Below are 20825 nucleotides of genomic sequence, written 5' to 3'. Positions count from 1 at the left end.
CGGCGTCGGCCCGCACGCGGTGACGCGTGCGGGCCGACGGTTCGACTCGGTCGGTCAGGGACCGAAGGACAGGGTGGAGCGCATCGCGTCGACCGCGCCGGTCTGGTCGGCGCCGGCGATGCCGGCGAAGCCGACGACGCCGTCCGGGGTGTCGATGACGGCCGTGAACACGGTCTGGTCGCCGACGGGGAAGGTCCCGAACTCGGCCGCTCGCGCGTCCACCCGGTAGGAGGAGGTGGCGGGGTCGCCGGAGACCTCGCCGCCGAGGTGCTCGGCGATCTTCGCGCCGAGCGCCGCGTTGACGTCGCCCAGGCCGGCGCCGTCCTCGGTGCCGAGTTGGGCGACGTCGAGCAGCCCGAAGTAGGCGAAGGCCGCGCCGTCTTCGGCGGCGATACCGGTGGCGTCGGCGAAGGCCGCCGGAAGGTCGGTGTTCTCGGCCCAGTCGGCGGTCGAGAGCACGCTCAGGCCGGAGGCCTCGTTCGCGAAGAGCGTGTCGGCCGGAGGGAGGACCTCGACTTCGGGCTGTTCGATCGTGCCGGTCCGCTCGTCGGTCGGCTTGTCGTCGTTGCCGTTGAAGAGGACGAAGCCGCCGACGCCGAGGGCCGCGGCGATGACGACGATGCCCACGAGCAGGAGCCACATCGGGCCCTTGCCGCTCTTCTTCTTGCGCTGGATCGCGTCGGGGGCGCCCCAGGGCTGCGCGCCGCCGCCGGAGACGGGGACGAGCTGGCCGCCTTGGGGGCCGAACTGCCCGCCGCCGTAAGGCGGCTGCTGGCCGTAGGGCGGCTGGCCGTGCGGGCTGGAGACGGGCATCCCCGAGGCCGGGATCGAGGAGACCGGGGGCATGCCGGAGACCGGCATCCCCGAGACGGGCATGCCACCGCCGCCGCCGAACGGATCGGAGGCGGGCATGCCCGGGTGCTGGGGCTGGGCGGGGGTGTCGAACGGGGAGACCGGGACGCCGGGAGGCGGTCCGTACTGCGGCGACGAGGGCGCGCCGGGGCCGCCGACGTACTTGACGGTCCCGTCGTCTTCGACCGGGACCTGCTGGCTCGTCGGAGACATGCGCTGGCTCTCCGGCGACCACGGCGGAGGCTCCTCGGCGGGAGGCTGCTCCTGGGGTCGGTACACCGGAGGCTGTTGCTGCGAGGGCTGCCAGCCGTCGGCAGGCTGCTGCGGGGTGTTGCTCATGTTCGACTCACCAAAGAAGGTATGGGCATCGGCACATCACTTGTATGCGGCCAGCCTACGGGATTGCCGCTCATCCTAGAGTCACCGACCGTAGCCGCCGGCGGCAGCCGCCACAGTACAGAGCCGTCACGGAGCGTCCTGGGAGGACCGACAGAACGGTGCGATCCGGTCCCGGGTCCGCTTGCGGCGCACGCGCATCGCCTCTAGGGAATCCGGCAGGGGGCGGGAGCGGGTGGCCCGGATCCGCGGTGGGGGCGGCCGGGCCGGGCACGGACCGGGGCGGCGCTGTGGCGCAGGTCCCGCCACCTGGATGGCCGGGGGTCGGCGGGGTCCGTTAGAATTGCCGGGTTGCCCGCCGTCCGGGTGGGCCGATTGAGCGTCAATGCAGGAGTTATGGATTATGTCGAGCGTGTGTGAAGTCTGCGCCAAGCGCCCGGGCTTCGGCAACAACGTCCCGTGGTCCCACAAGAAGACCCGCCGTCGTTGGAACCCGAACCTGCAGACCATCCGCATCGCGACTGGCTCCGGTGACAACAAGCGCCGCGCCAAGGTCTGCACTTCGTGCATCAAGGCCGGCAAGGTCACCCGCTAAGGGCTGACGCCGCGAAGACTTACGCCGCCGGGATGCGAACCCCGGCGGCGCTTTGTCGTGCCCGGAATGCACCGCCTGAAACGAACAGATGTGATTGCGGCCATACTTCTGGCTCGGAGCCCCCGGAATTGTCGTACCCAGGCGGGATATTTGCGGACAGGCTAGGGCCTTCCCACCCAGGGCGGGAGAAGCCACCGGCTCCGGCCGTCCGCCCCTCCGCGCCGCTTCGAATGAACTCGCGGCCGCTCCCCCGCTGCCACTCGCGCGCGACCGCCCCGTCTTCCGTCTCGGGTTCCGAACGCGCTCGGCCGCGTTATTGCGGTTCTATGAAGTGGTCCCAGCCTGTCTGGCCTTTCCAGCGGCGGCCGTCCACGGTCACCCCTGTTCCTTCCTCCACCGCCCCTATCCGGCGCCAGCCCTCCGGCAGGATCACCTCTGCCGGGAACGTCGCCGCCAGCGCGTGGTCCTCGCCGCCGGTCAGGATCCAGCGGCGGGCGTCCGAGCCGAGGGCTTCGGCGGCGTTGCGCATCGGTTCGGGGACCGGCAGGGCCGCGGCGTCGACGTCGATCGCCACGCCCGAGGCCGCCGCGATGTGGCCGAGATCGGCCAGGAGCCCGTCGGAGACGTCGATCATCGCTCCGGCGCCCATGAGCGCGGCGTCGCGTCCGGCCGCGTACGGCGGCTGCGGCCTGCGGTAGGCGCCCACGAGCGCGCCCGGGGAGCGGAAGCCGCGCGAGAGGATGTTGAGCCCGGCGGCGGCCCAGCCGGTCCTGCCGGCGATGGCGAGCACGTCGCCGGGGCGGGCGCCGGCGCGGGTGACCGGTTCGCGGCCTTCGAGGTCGCCCAGGGCGGTGACGGTGACGGTGAGCTGGTCGCCTCGGGTGGTGTCGCCGCCGATGACGGCCGCGCCGACGGCGGCGGCCTCGGTGGCGAGTCCGGAGGCGAGCCCTTCGAGCCATTCGGCGGGCGTGTCCTGCGGGACGGCGACGGCGACGAGCAGCGCGGTGGGCCGGGCGCCCATGGCGGCGAGGTCGGCGAGGTTGGCGGCGGCGGCCTTGTGGCCGACGTCGGCCGCCGAGCACCAGTCGAGGCGGAAGTGGCGGCCTTCGACGAGCATGTCGGTGCAGGCGACGACCCGCCCGTCGGGGGCGGTGACGACCGCGGCGTCGTCGCCGGGGCCGAGCACGACGGCGGGCGTGGTCGTGAAATGGCGGGTGAAGCGCTCGATGAGGCGGAACTCGCCGACCTCGGCGACGGTCTCGCTCACGGTCGGATCAGTCCTCGGGCAGTTGAACGTCGGTGGATCACTCGGTAATCTTCGCTCAACGGCGATCGGGAAGCGGTCAGGCCCGCCCGTGTCGGGTGACGGCCTCCGGTCCCGTGAATGCCCGTTCTGTTGAGGAGGCCTGTCATGGTGCAGGCGTACATGCTGGTCCAGACCGAGGTCGGCAGGGCCGATCAGGTCGCGAAGGCCGTGTCCGAGATCGAGGGCGTGGTCCGGGTCGACACCGTCACCGGCCCGTACGACGTGGTGGTGCTCACCGAGGCCGCCTCCGTCGATCTGCTGGGCACGGCGGTGGTGGGTAGAGTCCAGCGGGTGGCGGGCATTACGCGCACGCTGACCTGTTCGATTCTCAAGATCTGAGGAGCGCCCGGTGGGCTCTGGGGGAAAGTCGCGGCTTCCGGCGGTCGTCGCGACCGTCGTCGCGGTGCCGGTGGCGGTCGTGGCGGGGTTCCTCGTGTTCAACGCGATCGCGCCGGCGGCCGACGAGTCGGACCTGGTGCAGGGGGACCTGTCGCCGGTGACGGTGGCGCCCGCGGAGCTGTCGGGCGAGGACGCGGTGGTGTGCCTGGCGCTCACGGCGACCGCCCCGCACACGGCGGGGGGCCTGGAGGCCCGCCCGGTCGAGGGCGGCGAGGGCGCGGCCGAATCGGTGCTGGCCTACGGTGATCCGCCGGTCGTGGCGACCTGCGGGGTCGCTCCGGTCGCGGTGGAGGACACCGAGGCGGTCTTCAAGCTCAACGGCGTGTGCTGGTTCTCCGACGCGGAGGGCCGGGACTGGGTCACGCTCGACCGGCAGGTGCCGGTGGGCGTGAGCGTGCCCGCGGAGGTCGAGCAGCCGGTGGACGTGCTCAACGAGCTGTCGACGGTCATCGCCGAGAAGGTCCCGGTGTCGCCGGACGCGCCGACCGGGTGCGCGTGAGCGAGGCGCTGGACCGCTCGTTCTTCGCGCGGGACCCGGTGGTCGTGGCCCCTGAGCTGCTGGGATGCACGGTGACCGCGAACGGGGTCACGGTCCGCTTGACGGAGGTCGAGGCCTACCGCGAGGACGACCCGGCCTCGCATTCCTTCCGCGGCCCGACCAAGCGCACGGCGGTCATGTTCGGTCCGGCGGGTTTCCTGTACGTCTACTTCACCTACGGGATGCACTACTGCGCGAACCTCGTCTGCGGCGCGCCCGGGGCGGGTGCGGCGGTGCTGCTGCGCGCCGGGGAGGTCGTGGCGGGCGAGGCGCGGGCGCGGGAGCGCCGCGGGGATCGGGCGGCGCGCGACCTCGCGAGGGGTCCGGCGCGGCTGGCGCAGGCGATGGGCTGGGACCGGTCCGACGACGGGCGCGACATGGTCGGCGCGGTGCGCCCGGGCGCGCGCGGCGTCGTGCTGGCGGGTCCGCGGACCGGGATCACGAAGGCCGCGGACACCGCCTGGCGGTTCTGGCTCGAAGGCGACCGGTTCGTGTCGCCGTACAAGCGCCACCCGAAGGCCCCGCCCGTCGTCTGAGGCTATTCGAGCTGGAGCCGGACGTCGAAGTACGGCGACTGCATGAGTTCGCGGAAGGCCTTGAGCGTGGACTCGTCCTTGTGGACCTCGGAGTCGCGCCCGCCGTTCGAGTCCTTGGGCGTCTCGAAGTAGACGATCGCCTTGAGCCTCGGGTAGTGCGCCATCTGGTACCGGGCGGCCTGGAACACCGCGGCCTGGTGGCCGGGGTACTGCGCCTCGTAGAACACGCCCCACTCGGCGAGCATCATCGGTTTGTCCGGGTGCTCGGTGGCGATCCAGTGGTAGAAGCCGGGCCAGGCGATCTCGCCCTTGGTCTGGTCCACGATCTCGCCGAAGTCGGAGTGCCCGTCGTCGTGGAGGGACTGGCCGTAACCGGACAGGCCGATCCAGTCGACCACGTCGGCGCCCGGGTACAGCTGGTCGTGCCAGGGCATCTGCACCCACTTGAGGTAGCCCATGTAGTTCATGACGGTCACGAGGTTGTCCACCCCGGCGTCGCGGAGGCGCTCGACGACGTAGCGGAACATCGCCGCGTAGTCGGCGGCCTCCATGCCCGAGCCCTCCTCCTGGATCACGTCGTTCTCCGGTTCGTGGTGCACGGTGAAGAAGAACGGCTTGTCGAAGTTCGCGACCATGTGCTCGGCGAGCCGGTCGAGGAACACGTCGATCTCCGGATCGCCCGCGGCGATCTCGCCCCAGGTGGCCATCTGCGGCTTCCAGTTGATGAACAGGGTCCGCGGGCGCTCGGGGTCCTCGGTGAGCGCGATCTGCTCCTCGGTCGGGAACAGCCGCCGGTCCGCGCGCTCGTAGGCGTGGTAGATCTGCTGCGTGTGCTCCACGCGCTCCTCGAACTCGAGGAGCGCCTGCTCCTTGGGCCGCGAGGTGTGCCCGGCCGGGGCCACCCCGACGAGCGCGCCGCAGGTGGGCACGAGCTTGTCCTCGGTCACGCAGGTCCCCAGGCGGTCCTCGGCCTGGCCGGCCTCGGTGGCGGGCAGCGGCAGCGTCGGGTCGGCGACCGGCAGGCCCGGGACGGTGTCCGGGTCCTCCGCCGGCGCGTCCGCCGGGCCGGTCGGCGGTCCCGAGACCGGGGCCTCGGTCGGGTCGACGGCGGGATCGGTCGTGGGATCGGCGGGCGGGTCGGAAATCGGGTCCTCGGACGGGTCGTCTGCGGGAACGCCCGACGGGTACGAGGTCGGGTCCTCGGAGGGCGTCTCGGACGGGTCGCCGCTCGGGCCCGGGTCGCCCGGCGGCGCGTCGGTGGGGCGGTCGCTCGGGTGCGGGGCCGGCGCGGTCGGCGGCTCGGGCCCGGTCGGCGGCACCGGGACCGAGACGGTCCGCAAGGCCGGGCCGATCCCGCCGTCGACGCCTTCGAGTTCGAAATAGGCGTTGCGGTCGGGCGTGGTCACGGCGAAGCCGTAGCGGCCCGGCGCGTCGATCGCGCCGGTCACGTCGAAGACGATCTCCTCGGTCGCGGCGTCGATCTCGACCACGTCCCAGACGGTGCCGTACGGCGGCGCGGTCGCGGCCGTCAGCGAGCACAGGCAGTCGACCGGGTGCACGGAGGCGACCTCGACGATCATGCCCTCGCTGTCGGGCGGCACGGCGACCGGAAGGCGCAGCTCGGCGGTGTGGTCGGGCAGCACCGTGGACTCGTCGAGGGAGAACTGGAGGTGCGCCACGGCGATCCCGAGGTCCTCGGAGTTGCCGACCGGCAGGACCGCGGGCGCGTCTGGGGCCGGGTCGTCCACGGCGGTGGCGACGAACGAGGCCGCCAGCGGCCGGTGGTCGACGATGCCGTCGCCGCCCTCCCAGACCCGCTCGACCTCGGTGCCCTCACGGTCGCCCGACCCGACGCCGTACCCGATCACGAACCCCGTGAGGACCAGCGGGAGGACCGCCAGGAGGGTCACGATCCCGCGTCCCGTCCGCAGCGGCAGTCGTCGCTGTAGCTCCGGCTCGCCCATCGTCCACCTTCTTCCGTCTACCATGACGCCGCCGGTTGTGACGCCGCCCTAGTCCCCCACCGACATGCGCGCCGCCGTCTCATGTGACGCGGTTGTACGTGATGCAGTCTCAAATGGCGCGAAGCATGATATTAGCGAACAAATTGCTTTCTACTGGTCGGCTCGCGCAAACGCAACCCCCGACTCGGAACGCGAGGTCGCCGCGCGCGGCGCGGCCGTCACCTTTCCGTGGCGTGACTCGTTAGCTCTTCGAGATCCAGAGCACTAGAAAGGCCTTCGCGTTGAGGACCCCTGCCGCCCGCACGCTCGCCGACTACGGCGTCATCGTCCGCCGATCCTGGTGGCTCGTCATCGGAACGGTGGCCGTGGCGCTGGCCGCCGGATTCGCCTACACCGCGATGAGCGAGCAGGTATTCGAGTCGACCGCCTCGGTGCTGGTGCTGCCGACCGCGGGCGACACCGCCGTGACGGGGGCCCGCACCGCGGGACAGGTCAATCTGGACACCGAGGCGCAATTGGTCAAGTCCACCGAGGTGGCCGAGGCCGCCGCGGAGGCCCTTAGCGCCGACTTCCCCGCCGAGCTGGTCTCGCGGGTGTCGGTCACCGTGCCGCCCAACACGGCGGTGCTGGAGATCGGCTTCCAGGCGAACGACCCCGAGTCGGCCCGGGCCGGGGCCGTGGCCTTCAGCGAGGCCTACCTCGCCCACCGCCTCGCGGGCGCGACCGCCTCGCTGGAGAACGCGATCGCCGCCTCCGCGGTCGGCCTCGAATCGGTCCGAGGCGACATCGACGCGGCCGAAAGCGAACTGTCGCGGATGGACCCGGAGGCGGGCGGGCGCGCCGCACTGGAGTCCACTCTGGATGGACTGCGCCGGCAGGCCGGCGAGATCGAGGCCGAGATCGCGGCCCTGGAGGCCGAGAAGAGCGCCGTCTCGCCCGGCCGGGTCATCAACCAGGCCTCCGTGCCCCAGTCGCCGATCAGCCCGAACGCGATGTTCAACCTGGCCGCGGCCCTCGGCCTGGGCCTGCCGCTGGGGCTCATGCTCGCGTGGGCGCGCCACCGGCTCGCGCGCAAGGTGGCCTACCCGACCGACCTGGTCGAGCGGTGCGAGCTCGACGTGCTCACCTCCGTGCCCCCGTCCGTGAAGTTCCAGCGCCGCGAGGTCTTCGGGGCCTACAGCCCCGGCGGGCGGGTGTTCTCGCAGTTGCGGAACATCGTCGCCTCGCAGCTGACCGACGGGCGGCGCGTCATCGTCGTCGCCGGGGTCGCCCCCGGCCCGGCCGCGAGCGTCGTCGCCGCCAACCTCGCCACCGCCATGGCCCGCGCCGGGGACCGCGTCACGGCCGTCGCGGCGAACCCGAGCACCACGGTGGGGCTGCCGGAGCTGTTCGGCACCGAGCCGGTCCCGGGACTGGCCGACGTGTGGTCCGGGCGCGTCGATCTGGCCGAGACCACCCAGGCCGCCCCGCGCCAGCCGAGCCTGTCGGTCATCGGCCCGGGCGCCGCCGCGCGCGCCACCGGCCCGACCAGCGAGGCCGCCGCCGAGACGTTCGCGAAGCTCGCCGAGGCCGGTCGGTTCGTCGTGGTCGACGCCCCGCCGCTGTCGTGTTCGGCCGACGCGCAACTGCTCGCCGGGCACGCCGACGCGGTCATCCTCGCCGTGCAGTCCCGGCGCGACGCGATCGCCGAGACCGCCGCCGCGGCCGTCTCGATGCGCCAGATCGACACGCCCCTGCTCGGCGCGGTGCTGCTGCCGAGCGCGCTGGGGCCGATGAACGTCGTGCCTTCGCCGCCGACCGCCCGCCGCGAGATCACCTCGGGGACCGTCTCGGCCGACGAGACGCCCACGGACGCCCTGGAGGCCGTGGAGGACGACCCGGCGGGGATGCGCGCGGCGACGCAGGTGCTGCCGGTGGTCGAGACAGGGCCGCTCGAGACGGGACCGATCGAGGCGGCGTCACTTGACGCGGCGTCGCTTGAGACCGCGGCCTTCAAGGCGCCGCTCGGGACGACGCAGACTGCCGAACCACGATGACGCTCATCGCGGCCGCGCGATCGGCCGGGGTGCGGCGAGGCGGCCCCGAGGAGGCCGGATCGCGCGAGGGCGCGTCGCTGACGTGGCTGCTCGCGGCATATCCGCTGTGGTGGGCGCTCGGACTCGGGGTCCTGGCGATCCCGTTCGTGGCCGCCGTCGCGGCCGTCAAGCTCGTGCGCAGGCGCTCCATCGCGGTGCCGCCCGCATTCGGCTGGTGGATGCTGTTCCTCCTCGCCGTCGTCCTGAGCCTCGCGAACCTCGGGGTCGACCCGCCGGGGACGGTCGCCGGAACGTGGCTGGGCAACCTGCCGGGCGCGACCTACCGGCTCGGGTTCTACTGCTGCTGCACGCTCATCGCCCTGTGGGCCTACAACCTCGTGCTCGAAGGGGTGCTGCGCCGCGAGCGGCTCGTGCGGCTGCTCGCGTGGCTGTTCGTCGTCACGGTCCTCGGCGGGCTCCTCGGGACCTTCGCCGGGCACTTCGAGTACACCTCGCCGGTGGAGGCCATGCTGCCCGACGCGGTCGCCAGGGACGGCTTCGTGCAGTCGCTGGTGCATCCGGCCGCCGCGCAGACCATGGACTTCCTCGGGTACGAGACGCCGCGACCGGCCGCGCCCTGGGGCTACACGAACACGTGGGGCAACAACTTCGCGATCACCGCGGTGTGGCTGGTCGTGGCCGCGTTCTGCTTCCCGGTCAAGGCGAAGTGGCGCGTCGGCGCGGCCGTGCTGCTCGCGGTCGCTCTGGTCCCGGCGGTGTACTCGATGAACCGCGGCCTGTGGCTGGGGCTCGCGGCCATCGCCGTCTTCGCGGCGCTGCGGCTGCTCGTCTCCGGCCGTCCGGCCGGGATGCTCGCGCTCGGCGGGGCCGGCTGCGCGGTCGTGCTGCTGGTGGTCCTCACGCCGCTGGGCACCGTCGTCCAGGCCCGCATGGACAACGGCCACTCCGACCAGGGCCGGGCGTTCTCGTCCGAGCGAGCCACCGAACTGGTCGTCGAGCACTCGCCGGTGCTCGGCTTCGGCTCCACCAGGAAGACCCTCGGCTCGGGCGACTCGATCGCCGTCGGGCCGACCCCCGAATGCCCCCGCTGCGGCGGGAGGACCCTCGGCGGGAACGGGCAGCTGTGGCAGCTGCTGTTCGCCCACGGCATCGCCGGGACGGCGACCTACCTCGGATTCGCCCTGGCGGTCCTGTGGCGCTTCCGCTCCGACCACAGCCCGGTCGGGATCGCCGGGAGCGCCGTCGTCGGCCTCTCGCTGCTGTCGATGTTCTACTACAACGCCCTCGTCACGCCGCTCCTGCTCACGCTCCTCTCCTATGTGCTCCTCGCCGCCAACCGGACGCCCGAGGCCGGGGCGCCCCTGCCCCGGCGCGGCGCCGAACCCCGGGCCGCCATTGATCCGCGAACCGATCTTCCAACCGGCACAGAGACGGAGAACCGATGAGCCGAGCCCTCAAGACCACCGACGACCTGCGCAGGCGCGCGACCTACCTCGCCGAGGTGGTCGAGCAGTTGTACCCGGGCGGCGGCCTGCGGGCGCCGGCGTCGAAGCGCGAGGCGGCGGCCCGGCCGTACATCGTGGTGCCCGGGCGGCGCAAACCGCGCGTGCTCATCCCCGCCGCCGACCGCAAGGTCGCCGCGGCCGCCCTCACGCGCTACGCCAGGCCCGCCGCGCGCGGCGCGCGCCTCAAGCGCGACGCCGCGGTGCTGGCGCTGCGGCTCGGGCTCGACCGGCTGCTGCTGCCGCACCGCGTCACCGTGGGCGGGGCCGAGGGCATCGACGACCACCTGGCCTCCGTGCTCGGCCACGAAGTGCACCTGAGCATCCACATCGGACCCGCGAGGGCGAACCGGAAACCGGTGCTCCAGATCCTCGACGGGGACGCGAACACCGTGGCGTTCGCCAAACTCGGGGTCAACCCGCTCACCCGCGAGCTCGTGGACGCCGAGACCGCCGCGACCCGGCGCCTGAGCGAGATGTGCGACCTGCGGCTGCTGCGCGTCCCGAAGCTCCTGCACGCGGGCGAGTGGAACGGCAACAACCTCATGGTCGCCTCCGCGCTCCCGGCGTGGACCGCGCCCGCCGACATCGGCCCCGCCCGCCGACTCGCGGCGATGCGCGAACTCGCCGGGGCCTGCGGCTCGAACCGCTCCCCGCTGGGCGAATCCGACTACGCCGCGCGGCTGCGCGCCCGGCTCAAGGCCCTCGCCGAACGCGCCGAACCCGACGCCGACACGCTCCTGAGCGCCGGGTCGACGCTCCTGGACCGATACGGGGCCACCGAGCTGCGCTTCGGCGCCTGGCACGGCGACTGGTCCCCGTGGAACACCCGCGAGACCGCCGAGGTCATCTACCTGTGGGACCTCGAACGCTTCGAGACCGGCGTGCCCTACGGCTTCGACGCCGCCCACCACCGGCTCCAGGACGACATCGTCACCAGAGGGGACGACCCGACCACCGCCGTCCTCGGACTCGTCGCCGACGCCCCGTCCGTGCTCGCCCCCATGGGCGTCGCGCCCTCCGAGGCCGAGCCCACCGCGCTGCTGTACCTCGTGGACCTCGCCGCCCGCTACATGGGCGACCAGGCCGAACGGGCCGGCGCCGCGCTCGGGGCGCTCGGACGCTGGCTGCTGCCGACCCTGCTGCGCCACATCGCGCGCCAGCGCACCACCGACGGCAGGCACTGAGACGAAGCGGTTGAGAATCGGTTGAGGAGCAACAGTTGAGCCAGCGAACCCTGCGGGAGCGCATCCCCAGTCAGCTCAAGGCCGCCGTCGGCCACTCGTCGCGCACGTTCGGACGCATGACGGCCGCGTCCCGGATCCTTCCGGGCCTGCTGATCTGCGGCGGCCAGCGCTGCGGCACCACGTCCCTGTACCGGGCCCTGGCGCAGCACCCGGCGATCCTGAAACCGGTGTTCCACAAGGGCGTGCACTACTTCGACACGAACTACGGACGCGGCCCGGCGTGGTACCGCGGGCACTTCCCGACGCGGGCGGGCGCGCGGCGCATCGCCGAGCACACCGGGCTCGCGCCGGTCGGGTTCGAGTCGAGCCCGTACTACCTGTACCACCCGCTGGCCGCCGAGCGCTTCGCGCGGGACCTGCCGGGGGTCAAGGTGATCGTGCTGGTCCGCGATCCGGTCGAGCGGGCCTGGTCGCACCACGCGCACGAGGTCGCACGCGGGTTCGAGCCGATCGCGGACTTCGAGGCGGCCGTGGAGGCCGAGGCCGAGCGGCTCGACGGGGTCGAGGAGCGGCTCCGGGCCGACCCGGAGCTGTACAGCTTCGACCACCAGCACCACGCGTACACCGCCCGCGGGCAGTACGCGGACTACCTGGAGCCGCTCGCGGCGCACGTGGGGCGCGACCGGGTGCTGGTGCTCGACTCCGGGGAGTTCTTCACGCGGCCCGAGGACGCGTTCGAGCGGGTCCTGAGGTTCCTGGGGCTGCCGTGGATCGGGGAGTTCGCGTTCGCGCGGCACAACGCGCGGGGGCGCCCCTCGCCGATGTCGGACTCGCTGCGGGCGCTGCTGACCGACCATTACCAGACGCACGACGAGCGGCTCGCGGACTGGCTCGGGAGCGTGCCGAGTTGGCGTCGCTGACCGCGCCGGCCGCGGTCGCCGAGGAACGCGAGGAGCTGCGCGGGACCGCCCGCGGGGGCCTGGCGAACCTCCTCGGCGCGGCGGTGTCGGGGATCGGGGGCCTGGCGGTCACGTGGCTGGCCGCGGTGGCGCTGTCGCCGGCGGAGGCGGGGGCGTTCTTCGCGGCGACCTCGGTGTTCCTGCTGGCGGCGGCGATCGCGCGGCTCGGGACGCCGACGGGGCTGGTGTACTGGGTGGCACGGCTGCACCACGGCGGCCGGGACGCGGCGGTCGGGTCGGTCCTGCGGCTGGGGCTGTGGCCCGCGGGTGTGGCGTCCCTGGTCGCGGCGCTGGCGCTGCTGGTGGCGGCGCCGATGTTCGCGCGTCCGGACCTGGTGCAGCTCATCGCGTTGTTCCTGCCGGCCTCGGTCGCGATGGAGGCGCTGCTGGCGGCCACGCGCGGGTACCGGATCATGGGCCCCTCGGTGGTCATCGACAAGCTGGGGCGCACGGTCGCGCAGCTCGTCGGGCTCGGGGCGATCGCGCTGCTGGGCGACGCTTCGGCGATGCTCATCACGTTCGCGTGGGTGCTGCCGTACCTGCCGGCGGCGGTGGCCGCGGGCTGGTACCTGCTGCGCAGGCACCGCGCGTCGCCGCCGGAGACGGGTTTCCCGGACCGGGTCTCGGCCCGGGCGTTCTGGGGGTTCACCGCGCCGCGGGCGGTCGCGGGGGTCGCCCAGCTCGGTCTCCAGCGGCTCGACATCATCATGGTCGCGGCGCTGGCCGGGCTCGGTCCGGCGGCGGTGTACACGGTGGCGACGCGGTTCGTGATCGTGGGGCAGATGGCCTCGGGCGCGGTGGGGCAGTCGGTGCAGCCGCGCGCGGCGGCGGCGATGGCGGCGGGCCAGCCGGCCTCGGCGCGGGCGCTCTACCAGGAGTCGACGGCGTGGATCGTGGCGCTGACGTGGCCGGTGTACATCGGCGTGGGGCTGCTCGCGGATTGGTACCTGCGGTTGTTCGGCGGCGAGTACGCCACGGCCGAGGCGCGCACGGTGGTGTGGATCCTGGTGCCCGCCATGATGTTCAGCGCCGCGTGCGGCGTGGTCGACTCGATGCTGTCGATGGCGGGGAAGACCTCGTGGCAGTTGATCGACGTCTCGATTTCACTCGTGGTCAACGTGGGGTTGAACCTCGCGTTGATCCCCACTATGGGTGTCGTCGGCGCGGCGATCGCGTGGTCGGCGGCCGTTCTGGTCAATAATTTGGTTCCACTCGCGCAATTGTGGCGCACGTTCGGCCTGCACCCGTTCGGGGCGTTGACGAGGCGGGCGCTGCTCGCGGCCGGCCTCGTGTTCGGGGTCCTGCCGCTGACGGCGGTGCCGCTCGGCCCGCTGTGGACGTCGGCCGCGCTCGCGGCCGCGGGCCTCGCGTGGGCGGTGGCGCTCCTGCGCTACCGGTCCGGAATCTGACTCGCCGAACTTTGAGGGGAACTTCGTGGCCAGCAACTACACCGAGGTCTTCCAGGACCCGACCGCGGTAGAGAAGTACGCCGAGCGCACGTATGCGCCCGGTACGTTCTCGTCGATCGTCTCCAACCGCCAGGCCGGCTGGCTGCGCGGTTTCGTGCCGAACGCCTTCGGGCGGCCGCCGACGCATCACGACTTCGCCTGCGGCACCGGGAGGGTCTCGCGGATGCTCGCGGGCCTGGTGGCGGTCTCGCACGGATACGACACCTCGGAGGCGATGCTCCGCAAGGGCCGCGAGCTGGGCACGCCCGGCCACGCGCACCTGGTCGAGCCGGGCCTGGCGGTGCCGGAGACCGACCCGGGCCGCCCGGCGCTGGTGACCGCGTTCCGGTTCGTACTCAACGTGGACGTGCACCTGCGGGACCAGCTCATGGACTTCGCGTCGATGGCGCTGCCGGACGCCGAGGCCGGGCTGCTGCTGGTGGAGAACCACGGCAACGCGACCTCGCTGCGGCACCTGCGGCGGACCTTCGGGCGCCTGGACACGAGCACGTGGTTCCAGGAGCTCTCGCACGAGGAGATGCGGGACCTGTTCGCGCGCCACGGGTTCGACCTGGTGGGCGTGCAGGGGTTCACGCTGTTCACGCAGGGCTGCTACCGCGGGCCGTGGGGTGTGCTTTCGAAGGCGGTCGACGGGGCGCTGGCCTCGCCGATGTCGAAGTGGGCCACCGACGTGGTCTACATTGCCCGGAGGCGTTGAGGGGTGAAGGCGGGGGCGGCTTCGGGGAGCCGTTCCCTTTCGGGCGTCATCGCCGCGCCCGGCGGTGCCGTGCGGCCTCGGCGAGGAGCCGGACGGCCTCGGGCACGTCGTCCCTGAGGTAGCGGCGGGCGAGGCGGCGCGGTTCGGAGAGCATCCGGAACAGCCATTCGGTGCCGGTGCGCTGCATCCACTTCGGTGCGCGGCGGCGGTATCCGGCGATGAAGTCGACGCTGGCGCCGCAGCCGAGGAACCAGGCGCGCGGGGCGACCGCGCGCAGGCGCGCCATGACGCGCTCCTGCTTCGGGAAGCCGAGGCCGACGTACACGAGGTCGGGGGCGGCGGTCTCGACGCGTTCGACGAGCGCGCGCCATTGCGACTCGTCGCGGTCGAAGCCCATGGGCGGGCACCAGGCGCCGACGACCTTGAGTCCGGGGTAGCGCGCTTCGAGGACGTCGGCGGCGCGCTCGGTCGGCCGCGCGGCGCCGTCGGGGGTGCCGCCGAGCAGGGCGACGCGCAGGCCGCGTTCGGAGGCCGCCGCCGAGAGGCTCCAGACCAGGTCGGAGCCGGCGACGCGTTCGGGCAGGGGGGTCCCGGCGGCCTTGGCGGCCCACACGAGGGGCGCGCCGTCGGCGACGACGAGGTCGGCGTCCAGCACGATCGCGCGCAGCTCCTCGCTGCGCCTGACGGCGGCGAGGATGTCGACGTTGGGGGTGACGATGAGGCCGCCGCGCCCGGATTCGAGCGCCTCGACGACCCGCCGTACCGCGCCCCGCTCGGTGACCGGGTCGATGCCGATGCCGCCCAGGCGCACCCGTCCGGCGTGCGGTGAGGGCGGGGAGGAGGGCGCGCCGCCGGCGCGGCTCTCGCACGAAGGACCCAAGCGCTCCATGCCATCAGACGCTAGAGGTCGGCGGGCGTTTTTCCGGGAATTTTCAGCGCAGGGCGTGTCCCCCACCCCACCCCGAGTCGTTATAGGGGCATCGGGGGCGAGCGCCCCTCCCGCACGGCCGCGCCGCCCCAGGGGCGCGGCCCCCGGTGCGGCGGCAGCAACGACAGTGCATGGGTGAGCGAGGGAACCAGTGAGCGTCAAGATCGCCGATACGGCCGAACGGTCCGAGAACCGCGTGAAGGTGGTCTTCATCGGAGGACTGGGCCGCAGCGGCACGACGCTCCTGGAGCGGCTGTTGGGCCAGTTGCCGGGGGTCGTCCCGCTCGGCGAGATCACCCACCTGTGGGAGCGGGACCTGGTCGGCAACGAGATGTGCGCGTGCGGGGCGACGTTCTCGCACTGCGAGTTCTGGCAGCGGATCGGGCAGCGGGCCTTCGGGTCCTGGGAGGAGGTGGACCTCCAGCGGCTCGGCGCGCTCAAGGCCACCGTGGACCGCACCAGGCACATCCCCGCGCTCGCGTCCAAGCGGCTCGCCCCGGCCCAGCACCAGCTCGTGACCGAGTACGCCGAGTACTTCGAGAAGATCTACACCGCCGCCGCGAAGGACACGCGCGCGCAGGTCGTGGTCGACTCCTCCAAGCACGCGTCGCTCGCGTACTGCCTGCGGTGGTCGCCCAAGATCGACCTGCGGATCCTGCACGTCGTGCGCGACTCGCGCGGGGTGGCCTACTCGTGGACCAAGCAGGTGCGCCGCCCCGAGTCGCCCACCGGCGACCAGATGACCCGCTACTCCCCCGCGAAGGCCGCGCTGCTGTGGAACGCGCAGAACGCCGCGTTCAGCCTCCTGGCGCGCCGCGGCGTCCCGGTGCGCCGGGTCCGCTACGAGCGGATCATCCAGCGCCCGCGCAAGGTGATCGCCTCGCTCGCGCGCTTCTGCGGGCTCGACCTGGTCGAGTCCGACCTGAACTTCCTCGGCGACGGCTGGGCCGACCTCGGCCCCAGCCACTCGGCGGCGGGGAACCCGATGCGCTTCACGGTGGGGCGCATCCCGATCCGGCCCGACGAGGCGTGGACCGAGGACCTGCCCGACGGGACCCGCCGGATGGTCTCGACCCTGACCCGGCCCCTGCTCGGCCGCTACGGCTACCTCGACGAGGAGGAGGCCGCGGCCGAGCCCGTTCGCGAAGAGGTGAGCGCCCGTGACTGACTGGCCTTCGGTCGGCGTCGTGATCCCGACCCACGACCGCCCCCAGCAGGTCCGCGCCGCGCTGCGGTCGGTGCTGACGCAGTTCTACCCCGGGCGCGTCGAAGTGGTCGTGGTCTTCGACCGGGCCAAGCCCGAGGAGTCGCTCGCGGCCGAGGGCTCGCGCCCGGTGCGGGTGGTCAAGAACCAGCGGACCCCCGGGCTCGCCGGCGCCCGCAACACCGGGATCAGCGCCTTGGAGACCGACCTGGTCGCGTTCCTCGACGACGACGACGAATGGCTCCCGGGCAAGCTCACCGCGCAGGTCGCGGCCCTGGGCACCGAGGCCGAGCTGTGCACCGCCGCGATCGAGGTGGACTACCGCGGGCGGCGCAACTCGCGGCTGGCGCAGCGGACCATGGTCCGCCACGCCGACCTGCTCAGGTCGCGGATGATGATGCTGCACTCCTCGACGTTCCTCTTCCGCCGCACCGCGCTCCTGGGCGGCCTGGGGCTGGTCGCGGAGGACGCTCCCGGGAGCCAGAACGAGGACTGGGACATGCTCCTGCGGGCCTCCAGGAGGCGCCCGATCGCTCATGTGGACGTGCCGTACGCGCTCGTCAACTGGGCCGGTTCGCACTTCGAGACCCGTTGGGACACCAAGATCTCCTCGCTGCGGTGGATCCTCGACCGCCACCCGGAGATCCACGGCAGCCCCGAGGGGGCCGCGCGCGTCTACGGCCAGATCGCGTGCTGGCACGCGGCCATCGGCGACCGCAAGGAGGCCCTGCGGTGGGCCGTGCGGGCGACGAAGGCGAACCCCGGGGAGCCCCGGGCGGCGGTGGCGGCCGCCGCGGCGGCGGGCATCGTCGGCGTCCCGGCGGTCATGGCGGCCCTCCACAGAAGAGGCCGCGGCATCTGAGGAGGCGGGCGAGACCGCGTTCATCGCTTGTCCGCCTTTTATTCACGGCTTATCGGCGCCTTAACCTCGGCGCGCCTACGGTTCTCCTCACGACCTGCGGACCCGCCCCCGGCGGCCCGCTCCCACCGAGGAGGAACCACGTTGAGTCTCGCGCTCGCACTCGCCCTGCCCGTCGACCTGTTCGCGATCACCGTGCTCGCCTGCGCGATCTATTACCGGCGCCACCACCGCACCGACCTCGCGCTCGCGTACGTGGCGCTGAACGTCGGCGTCTTCGCCGTCTCGGCGCTCATGCTCGCCCAGCAGGTGAGCCTCGGGCTCGCGTTCGGGCTGTTCGGGGTCCTGTCGATCCTGCGGCTGCGCTCCGACCAGATCTCCCAGCGCGACGTCGGCTACTACTTCACCTCGCTCGCACTGGGGCTGGTCAACGGGATCGGCTCCTCGCAGCCGGCGGTCATGATCGCGGTGAGCGTCCTGCTCGTCGCGACCATGTACGTCGCCGACCATCCGAAGCTGGCGAACCGGTCCCGCCAGCGCATGGTCGTGCTCGACACCGTCCACCGCGACGAGGAGCGGCTCAAGGAGGACCTGGAGTGGCGCCTGGGCGCGACCGTGCGCAAGGTCGAGGTGATCGACACCGACTACGTGCGCGAGACCATGACCGTCGACGTGCGGTTCCAGCCGCGGCCCGCCCCGGTGCGCGCGCCCGAGCGCACCGTCCCGCTGGCGAGGACCCGATGAGCGCCGGTCTGGAGGCCTTCGCGGGGATCGGGTTGGAAGCGGTGGTGGCCGCCGCCGACCTCCAGACCCGCGTGGACACCAAGTACCTGCTGCGGCCCGAGCAGTACCGGCGGTTCCGGGAGGTCCTGGCGGCCGAGGGGCACTGGTCGTGCCTCGACATCGGCGGCAGGCGCTGGTTCGCCTACGAGTCGGTCTACTTCGACACCCCGGACCTGCTGACGTACCGCCAGCACCGGCAGGGCCGCCGGCTGCGGTTCAAGGTCCGCACCCGCACCTACGCCGACTCCGGCGAGTGCGCCTTCGAGGTCAAGCTCAAGGGGGCGCGGCAGGACACGGTGAAGGAGCGGATCCCCTACCGGGCGGCGGACGCGGCGCGGATCGCCCCCGACGCGGCGGCGCACCTGGCGCGGACCCTCTGGGAGGCCTACGGGATGGCCGTCCCGGCGGGGATGGGCCCGCGGCTGCGGACGGACTACCGGCGGCACACGCTGGTGCACCCGGCCGGTCGCACGCGGGTCACGTGCGACGAGGAGTTGCGGTGCGTCGCGGCGGACGGGGTCGCGGTGGCCCGGCCGGTGTGCCTCGTCGAGGTGAAGTCGGCCCGGCCCGGGGGCCCGGCCGACCGGCTGCTGTGGGCGATGGGGGCGCGTCCGGTGTCGGTCAGCAAGTACTGCCTGGCGGTCGCGGCGCTGGAGCCGGGGGCGCGGGCGAACCCGTGGGCGCGCGCCATGCGCGAGTGCTTCGGGCCCGTCAGCCCAGTTCGAGCCTGATGAGCGCGCCGGACCCGTGCCCGCCGGTGCCGAAGGTGAGCCGGCCGCCCGAGGCGGCCGCGGCGCGGCGGGCGATGTCGAGCCCGAGCCCGGTCGAGCCGCCTTCGCTGCGGCCGCGGTCGAACACGGCCAGGTTCGGCAGGCCGGGGCCCTCGTCGGCGACGTCCACGACGGCCCCGCCTTCGTAGCGCGGGCTGAGGCGGACTTCGAACGCGGTGCCGTCGGGGGTGTGCGCGAAGACGTTGGCGAGCAGCGCGTCCATGGCGGCGGCGAGCTCGGCGGCCGACAGTCGCACCGGCAGCGGGCCGGGGGCCAGCCGCACCCGGCATTCGCGGGCGGTGTCCTCGGCCAGGGCCGACCAGAACTCGACGCGTTCGGCCACGACGGCGGACGCGTCGCAGGCGCCGGACGAGGCGGGTTTGCGGGCGTCGCGGATGGCCTCGTTGACGGCCCTTTCGACGTCGGCGACGGCCTGCTCCACGGTGGCGCGTTCGGCCGGGTCCGACAGGGCCTCGGTCTCCAGGCGCAGCACGGTCAGCGGGGTGCGCAGGCGGTGCGAGAGGTCGGCGACGCGTTCGCGTTCGCCTTCGAGGAGCTCCCTGATGCGCCCGGCGAGCGTGTTGAGCGCGGTGCCGACGTTGCGCAGCTCGGCCGGGCCGGTGGCGGCGGCCCGCGCCTCCAGGTCGCCGCCCGCGAGGCGGTGCGAGACGGCGGCCAGGTCGTGCAGGGGCACCAGCAGGAGCCGGGCGAAGCGGGCCGCCAGGAGCAGCCCGAACGCGAGGAGCGCCACGGCGATCGCGCCGAGCAGGAGCCAGGAGCGGGCGACGCCGGCGGTGAGGGCGCTGTCGGGCAGGTGGACGCGGATCACGGCGGTGCCTTCGGGCAGGCCGATCCCGTAGAGGATCTCGCGGCCGTCGGTGGTCGCGGCGGTCAGGGACCGGCCGTGGGCGGCGAGCGCCACCGCGTCGGAGCGGGGCGCTTCGACGCCGGTGAGCGTGCCGTCGGGCCAGAACACGGTGACCGGGTAGTCGGTGGAGGCGTTGAGGGTCTGCACGGCCGTCTCGGTCCGGGCGACGTCGCCGGAGCTGACGATCGGGGTGAGCAGTTGGCCTTCCTGTTCGGCCGCCGCGATGGCCTCCTGGGCGGCGCTGTTGCGCAGCAGGATCGCCATGGGGATCGAGAAGGCCAGCAGGATGAGGGCCGCGGTCGCGCCGACCAGGAGCGTCAGCCGGGCCCTCATCGACCCTCCTCGGTCGGGTCGACGAGTTTGACGCCGACGCCGCGCACGGTGTGGAGGAACCGCGGGGACTGCGCGGTCTCGCCGAGCTTGCGCCGCAGCCACGCGAGGTGGACGTCGACGGTCTTGTCCGCGCCGCCGAAGGGCAGGTCCCACACCTCGGTGAGGATCTGGCGCTTGGAGACGACCTCGCCGGCGCGGGAGGCGAGATGGTGCAGCAGGTCGAACTCCTTGGGGCTCAGTTCGAGCGCGCGCCCGTCGAGGTGGGCGGCGCGCCCGCGCAGGTCGATCCGCAGCGGCCCGACGGTGACCGCGGCGTCGTCCGCGGCGCGCGCGGCCCCGGCGCGGCGCAGCACGGCCTGGATGCGGGCGTCGAGCTGCTTGGCGGTGAACGGCTTGACCACGTAGTCGTCGGCGCCGCTGCCGAGGACGCGGACGATCTCGTCCTCGTCGTCGCGGGCGGTCGCCACGATCACCGGCACGTCCGAGACGCCCCGGAGCATCCGGAGCATCTGCGACCCGTCGAGGTCGGGCAGGCCGAGGTCGAGGACGACCAGGTCGGGGCGGTGGTCGATGGCCGCGCGCAGGCCGGTCATCGCGTCGGGCGCGGAGGCGACCTGGTGGTCGAGGTCGCGCAGGGACCGCAGCAGGGCGGAGCGGACGCGCTCGTCGTCCTCGATCAGCAGCAGTTGGGCCATGGCCGGAAG

20 protein-coding genes are annotated in these 20825 nt (G+C 73.2%); 14 read left to right on the top strand and 6 right to left on the bottom strand.

Annotated features, from left to right (window positions below):
- Positions 1-54 precede the first annotated feature (54 nt).
- A complete protein-coding gene (locus IF12_RS0110445) occupies positions 55-1191 on the bottom strand; it encodes a hypothetical protein (protein ID WP_133884224.1) in 1137 nt (378 codons plus the stop codon).
- 400 nt (positions 1192-1591) lie between these two features.
- Between IF12_RS0110445 and rpmB the strand changes: the two genes are divergently transcribed.
- A complete protein-coding gene (rpmB, locus tag IF12_RS0110440) occupies positions 1592-1783 on the top strand; it encodes a 50S ribosomal protein L28 (protein ID WP_030157716.1) in 192 nt (63 codons plus the stop codon).
- Between the two features lie 313 nt (positions 1784-2096).
- On the opposite strand, the gene IF12_RS0110435 is transcribed toward rpmB, so the two are convergent.
- Entirely contained in the window at positions 2097-3050 is a 954-nt protein-coding gene (locus tag IF12_RS0110435) for a thiamine-phosphate kinase (RefSeq protein WP_030157714.1), read from the bottom strand.
- Between the two features lie 144 nt (positions 3051-3194).
- On the opposite strand from IF12_RS0110435, the gene IF12_RS0110430 reads away from it, so the two are divergent.
- Genes IF12_RS0110430 through IF12_RS0110420 form a run of 3 tightly spaced genes read left to right on the top strand, consistent with a single transcriptional unit; the run spans position 3195 to position 4562 of the window.
- Entirely contained in the window at positions 3195-3428 is a 234-nt protein-coding gene (locus IF12_RS0110430) for an Lrp/AsnC ligand binding domain-containing protein (RefSeq protein ID WP_030157712.1), read from the top strand.
- A gap of 10 nt (positions 3429-3438) precedes the next feature.
- The gene (locus IF12_RS0110425) at positions 3439-3987 is read left to right on the top strand and encodes a DUF3515 family protein (protein ID WP_051704225.1); all 549 of its coding nucleotides are present in this window, start codon (positions 3439-3441) and stop codon (positions 3985-3987) included.
- A complete protein-coding gene (locus IF12_RS0110420; RefSeq protein ID WP_051704239.1) occupies positions 3984-4562 on the top strand; it encodes a DNA-3-methyladenine glycosylase in 579 nt (192 codons plus the stop codon). The genes IF12_RS0110425 and IF12_RS0110420 overlap by 4 nt, the downstream gene beginning before the upstream one ends.
- Positions 4563-4564: 2 nt before the next feature.
- Here IF12_RS0110420 and IF12_RS24025 read toward each other — a convergent pair whose 3' ends face one another.
- Complete coding sequence (locus IF12_RS24025) at positions 4565-6526, bottom strand: glycosyl hydrolase (RefSeq protein WP_051704224.1); 1962 nt, start codon at positions 6524-6526, stop codon at positions 4565-4567.
- A gap of 281 nt (positions 6527-6807) precedes the next feature.
- On the opposite strand from IF12_RS24025, the gene IF12_RS24020 reads away from it, so the two are divergent.
- From IF12_RS24020 to IF12_RS0110385, 6 genes are read left to right on the top strand one after another with little or no spacing between them, the layout of a single operon-like run.
- A complete protein-coding gene (locus tag IF12_RS24020; RefSeq protein WP_051704223.1) occupies positions 6808-8562 on the top strand; it encodes a Wzz/FepE/Etk N-terminal domain-containing protein in 1755 nt (584 codons plus the stop codon).
- A complete protein-coding gene (locus IF12_RS0110405; RefSeq protein WP_156036826.1) occupies positions 8559-10007 on the top strand; it encodes a hypothetical protein in 1449 nt (482 codons plus the stop codon). Before IF12_RS24020 ends, IF12_RS0110405 begins: the two co-directional genes overlap by 4 nt.
- The gene (locus IF12_RS0110400) at positions 10004-11251 is read left to right on the top strand and encodes a hypothetical protein (RefSeq protein WP_051704222.1); all 1248 of its coding nucleotides are present in this window, start codon (positions 10004-10006) and stop codon (positions 11249-11251) included. The genes IF12_RS0110405 and IF12_RS0110400 overlap by 4 nt, the downstream gene beginning before the upstream one ends.
- Before the next feature lie 35 nt (positions 11252-11286).
- Complete coding sequence (locus IF12_RS0110395) at positions 11287-12171, top strand: sulfotransferase (protein ID WP_051704221.1); 885 nt, start codon at positions 11287-11289, stop codon at positions 12169-12171.
- On the top strand, positions 12159-13619 hold the full coding sequence (locus tag IF12_RS0110390; protein WP_051704220.1) for a polysaccharide biosynthesis C-terminal domain-containing protein: 1461 nt from the start codon (positions 12159-12161) through the stop codon (positions 13617-13619). Before IF12_RS0110395 ends, IF12_RS0110390 begins: the two co-directional genes overlap by 13 nt.
- A gap of 25 nt (positions 13620-13644) precedes the next feature.
- Positions 13645-14376, top strand: a complete 732-nt coding sequence (locus tag IF12_RS0110385) for a hypothetical protein (RefSeq protein WP_030157695.1) — start codon at positions 13645-13647, stop codon at positions 14374-14376.
- A 46-nt stretch (positions 14377-14422) separates the two neighbouring features.
- Here the strand turns inward: IF12_RS0110385 and IF12_RS0110380 are convergent, their stop codons facing one another.
- Positions 14423-15265 carry a WecB/TagA/CpsF family glycosyltransferase gene (locus IF12_RS0110380; protein ID WP_081913461.1) on the bottom strand — a complete coding sequence of 281 codons (843 nt, stop codon included), beginning with the start codon at positions 15263-15265 and terminating at the stop codon, positions 14423-14425.
- A 190-nt stretch (positions 15266-15455) separates the two neighbouring features.
- Between IF12_RS0110380 and IF12_RS0110375 the strand changes: the two genes are divergently transcribed.
- From IF12_RS0110375 to IF12_RS0110360, 4 genes are all read left to right on the top strand, one after another.
- The gene (locus IF12_RS0110375) at positions 15456-16472 is read left to right on the top strand and encodes a sulfotransferase (protein WP_231492492.1); all 1017 of its coding nucleotides are present in this window, start codon (positions 15456-15458) and stop codon (positions 16470-16472) included.
- A complete protein-coding gene (locus IF12_RS0110370; protein ID WP_030157689.1) occupies positions 16465-17370 on the top strand; it encodes a glycosyltransferase family 2 protein in 906 nt (301 codons plus the stop codon). The genes IF12_RS0110375 and IF12_RS0110370 overlap by 8 nt, the downstream gene beginning before the upstream one ends.
- 141 nt (positions 17371-17511) lie before the next feature.
- Complete coding sequence (locus tag IF12_RS0110365) at positions 17512-18111, top strand: DUF4956 domain-containing protein (RefSeq protein WP_030157687.1); 600 nt, start codon at positions 17512-17514, stop codon at positions 18109-18111.
- On the top strand, positions 18108-18881 hold the full coding sequence (locus tag IF12_RS0110360; RefSeq protein WP_030157684.1) for a polyphosphate polymerase domain-containing protein: 774 nt from the start codon (positions 18108-18110) through the stop codon (positions 18879-18881). Before IF12_RS0110365 ends, IF12_RS0110360 begins: the two co-directional genes overlap by 4 nt.
- Here the strand turns inward: IF12_RS0110360 and IF12_RS0110355 are convergent.
- Together IF12_RS0110355 and IF12_RS0110350 are read right to left on the bottom strand one after the other, a co-directional pair.
- Positions 18862-20121 (bottom strand): HAMP domain-containing sensor histidine kinase, encoded by a 1260-nt coding sequence (locus tag IF12_RS0110355; RefSeq protein WP_030157682.1) that lies wholly within the window; start codon positions 20119-20121, stop codon positions 18862-18864. The genes IF12_RS0110360 and IF12_RS0110355 overlap by 20 nt on opposite strands.
- Entirely contained in the window at positions 20118-20816 is a 699-nt protein-coding gene (locus IF12_RS0110350; protein ID WP_030157680.1) for a response regulator transcription factor, read from the bottom strand. The genes IF12_RS0110355 and IF12_RS0110350 overlap by 4 nt, the downstream gene beginning before the upstream one ends.
- Positions 20817-20825: the final 9 nt, after the last annotated feature.

This window comes from Glycomyces sp. NRRL B-16210, assembly GCF_000719515.1.
GTDB lineage: Bacteria > Actinomycetota > Actinomycetes > Mycobacteriales > Micromonosporaceae > Glycomyces.
This window is presented reverse-complemented; position numbering and strand designations above follow the sequence as displayed.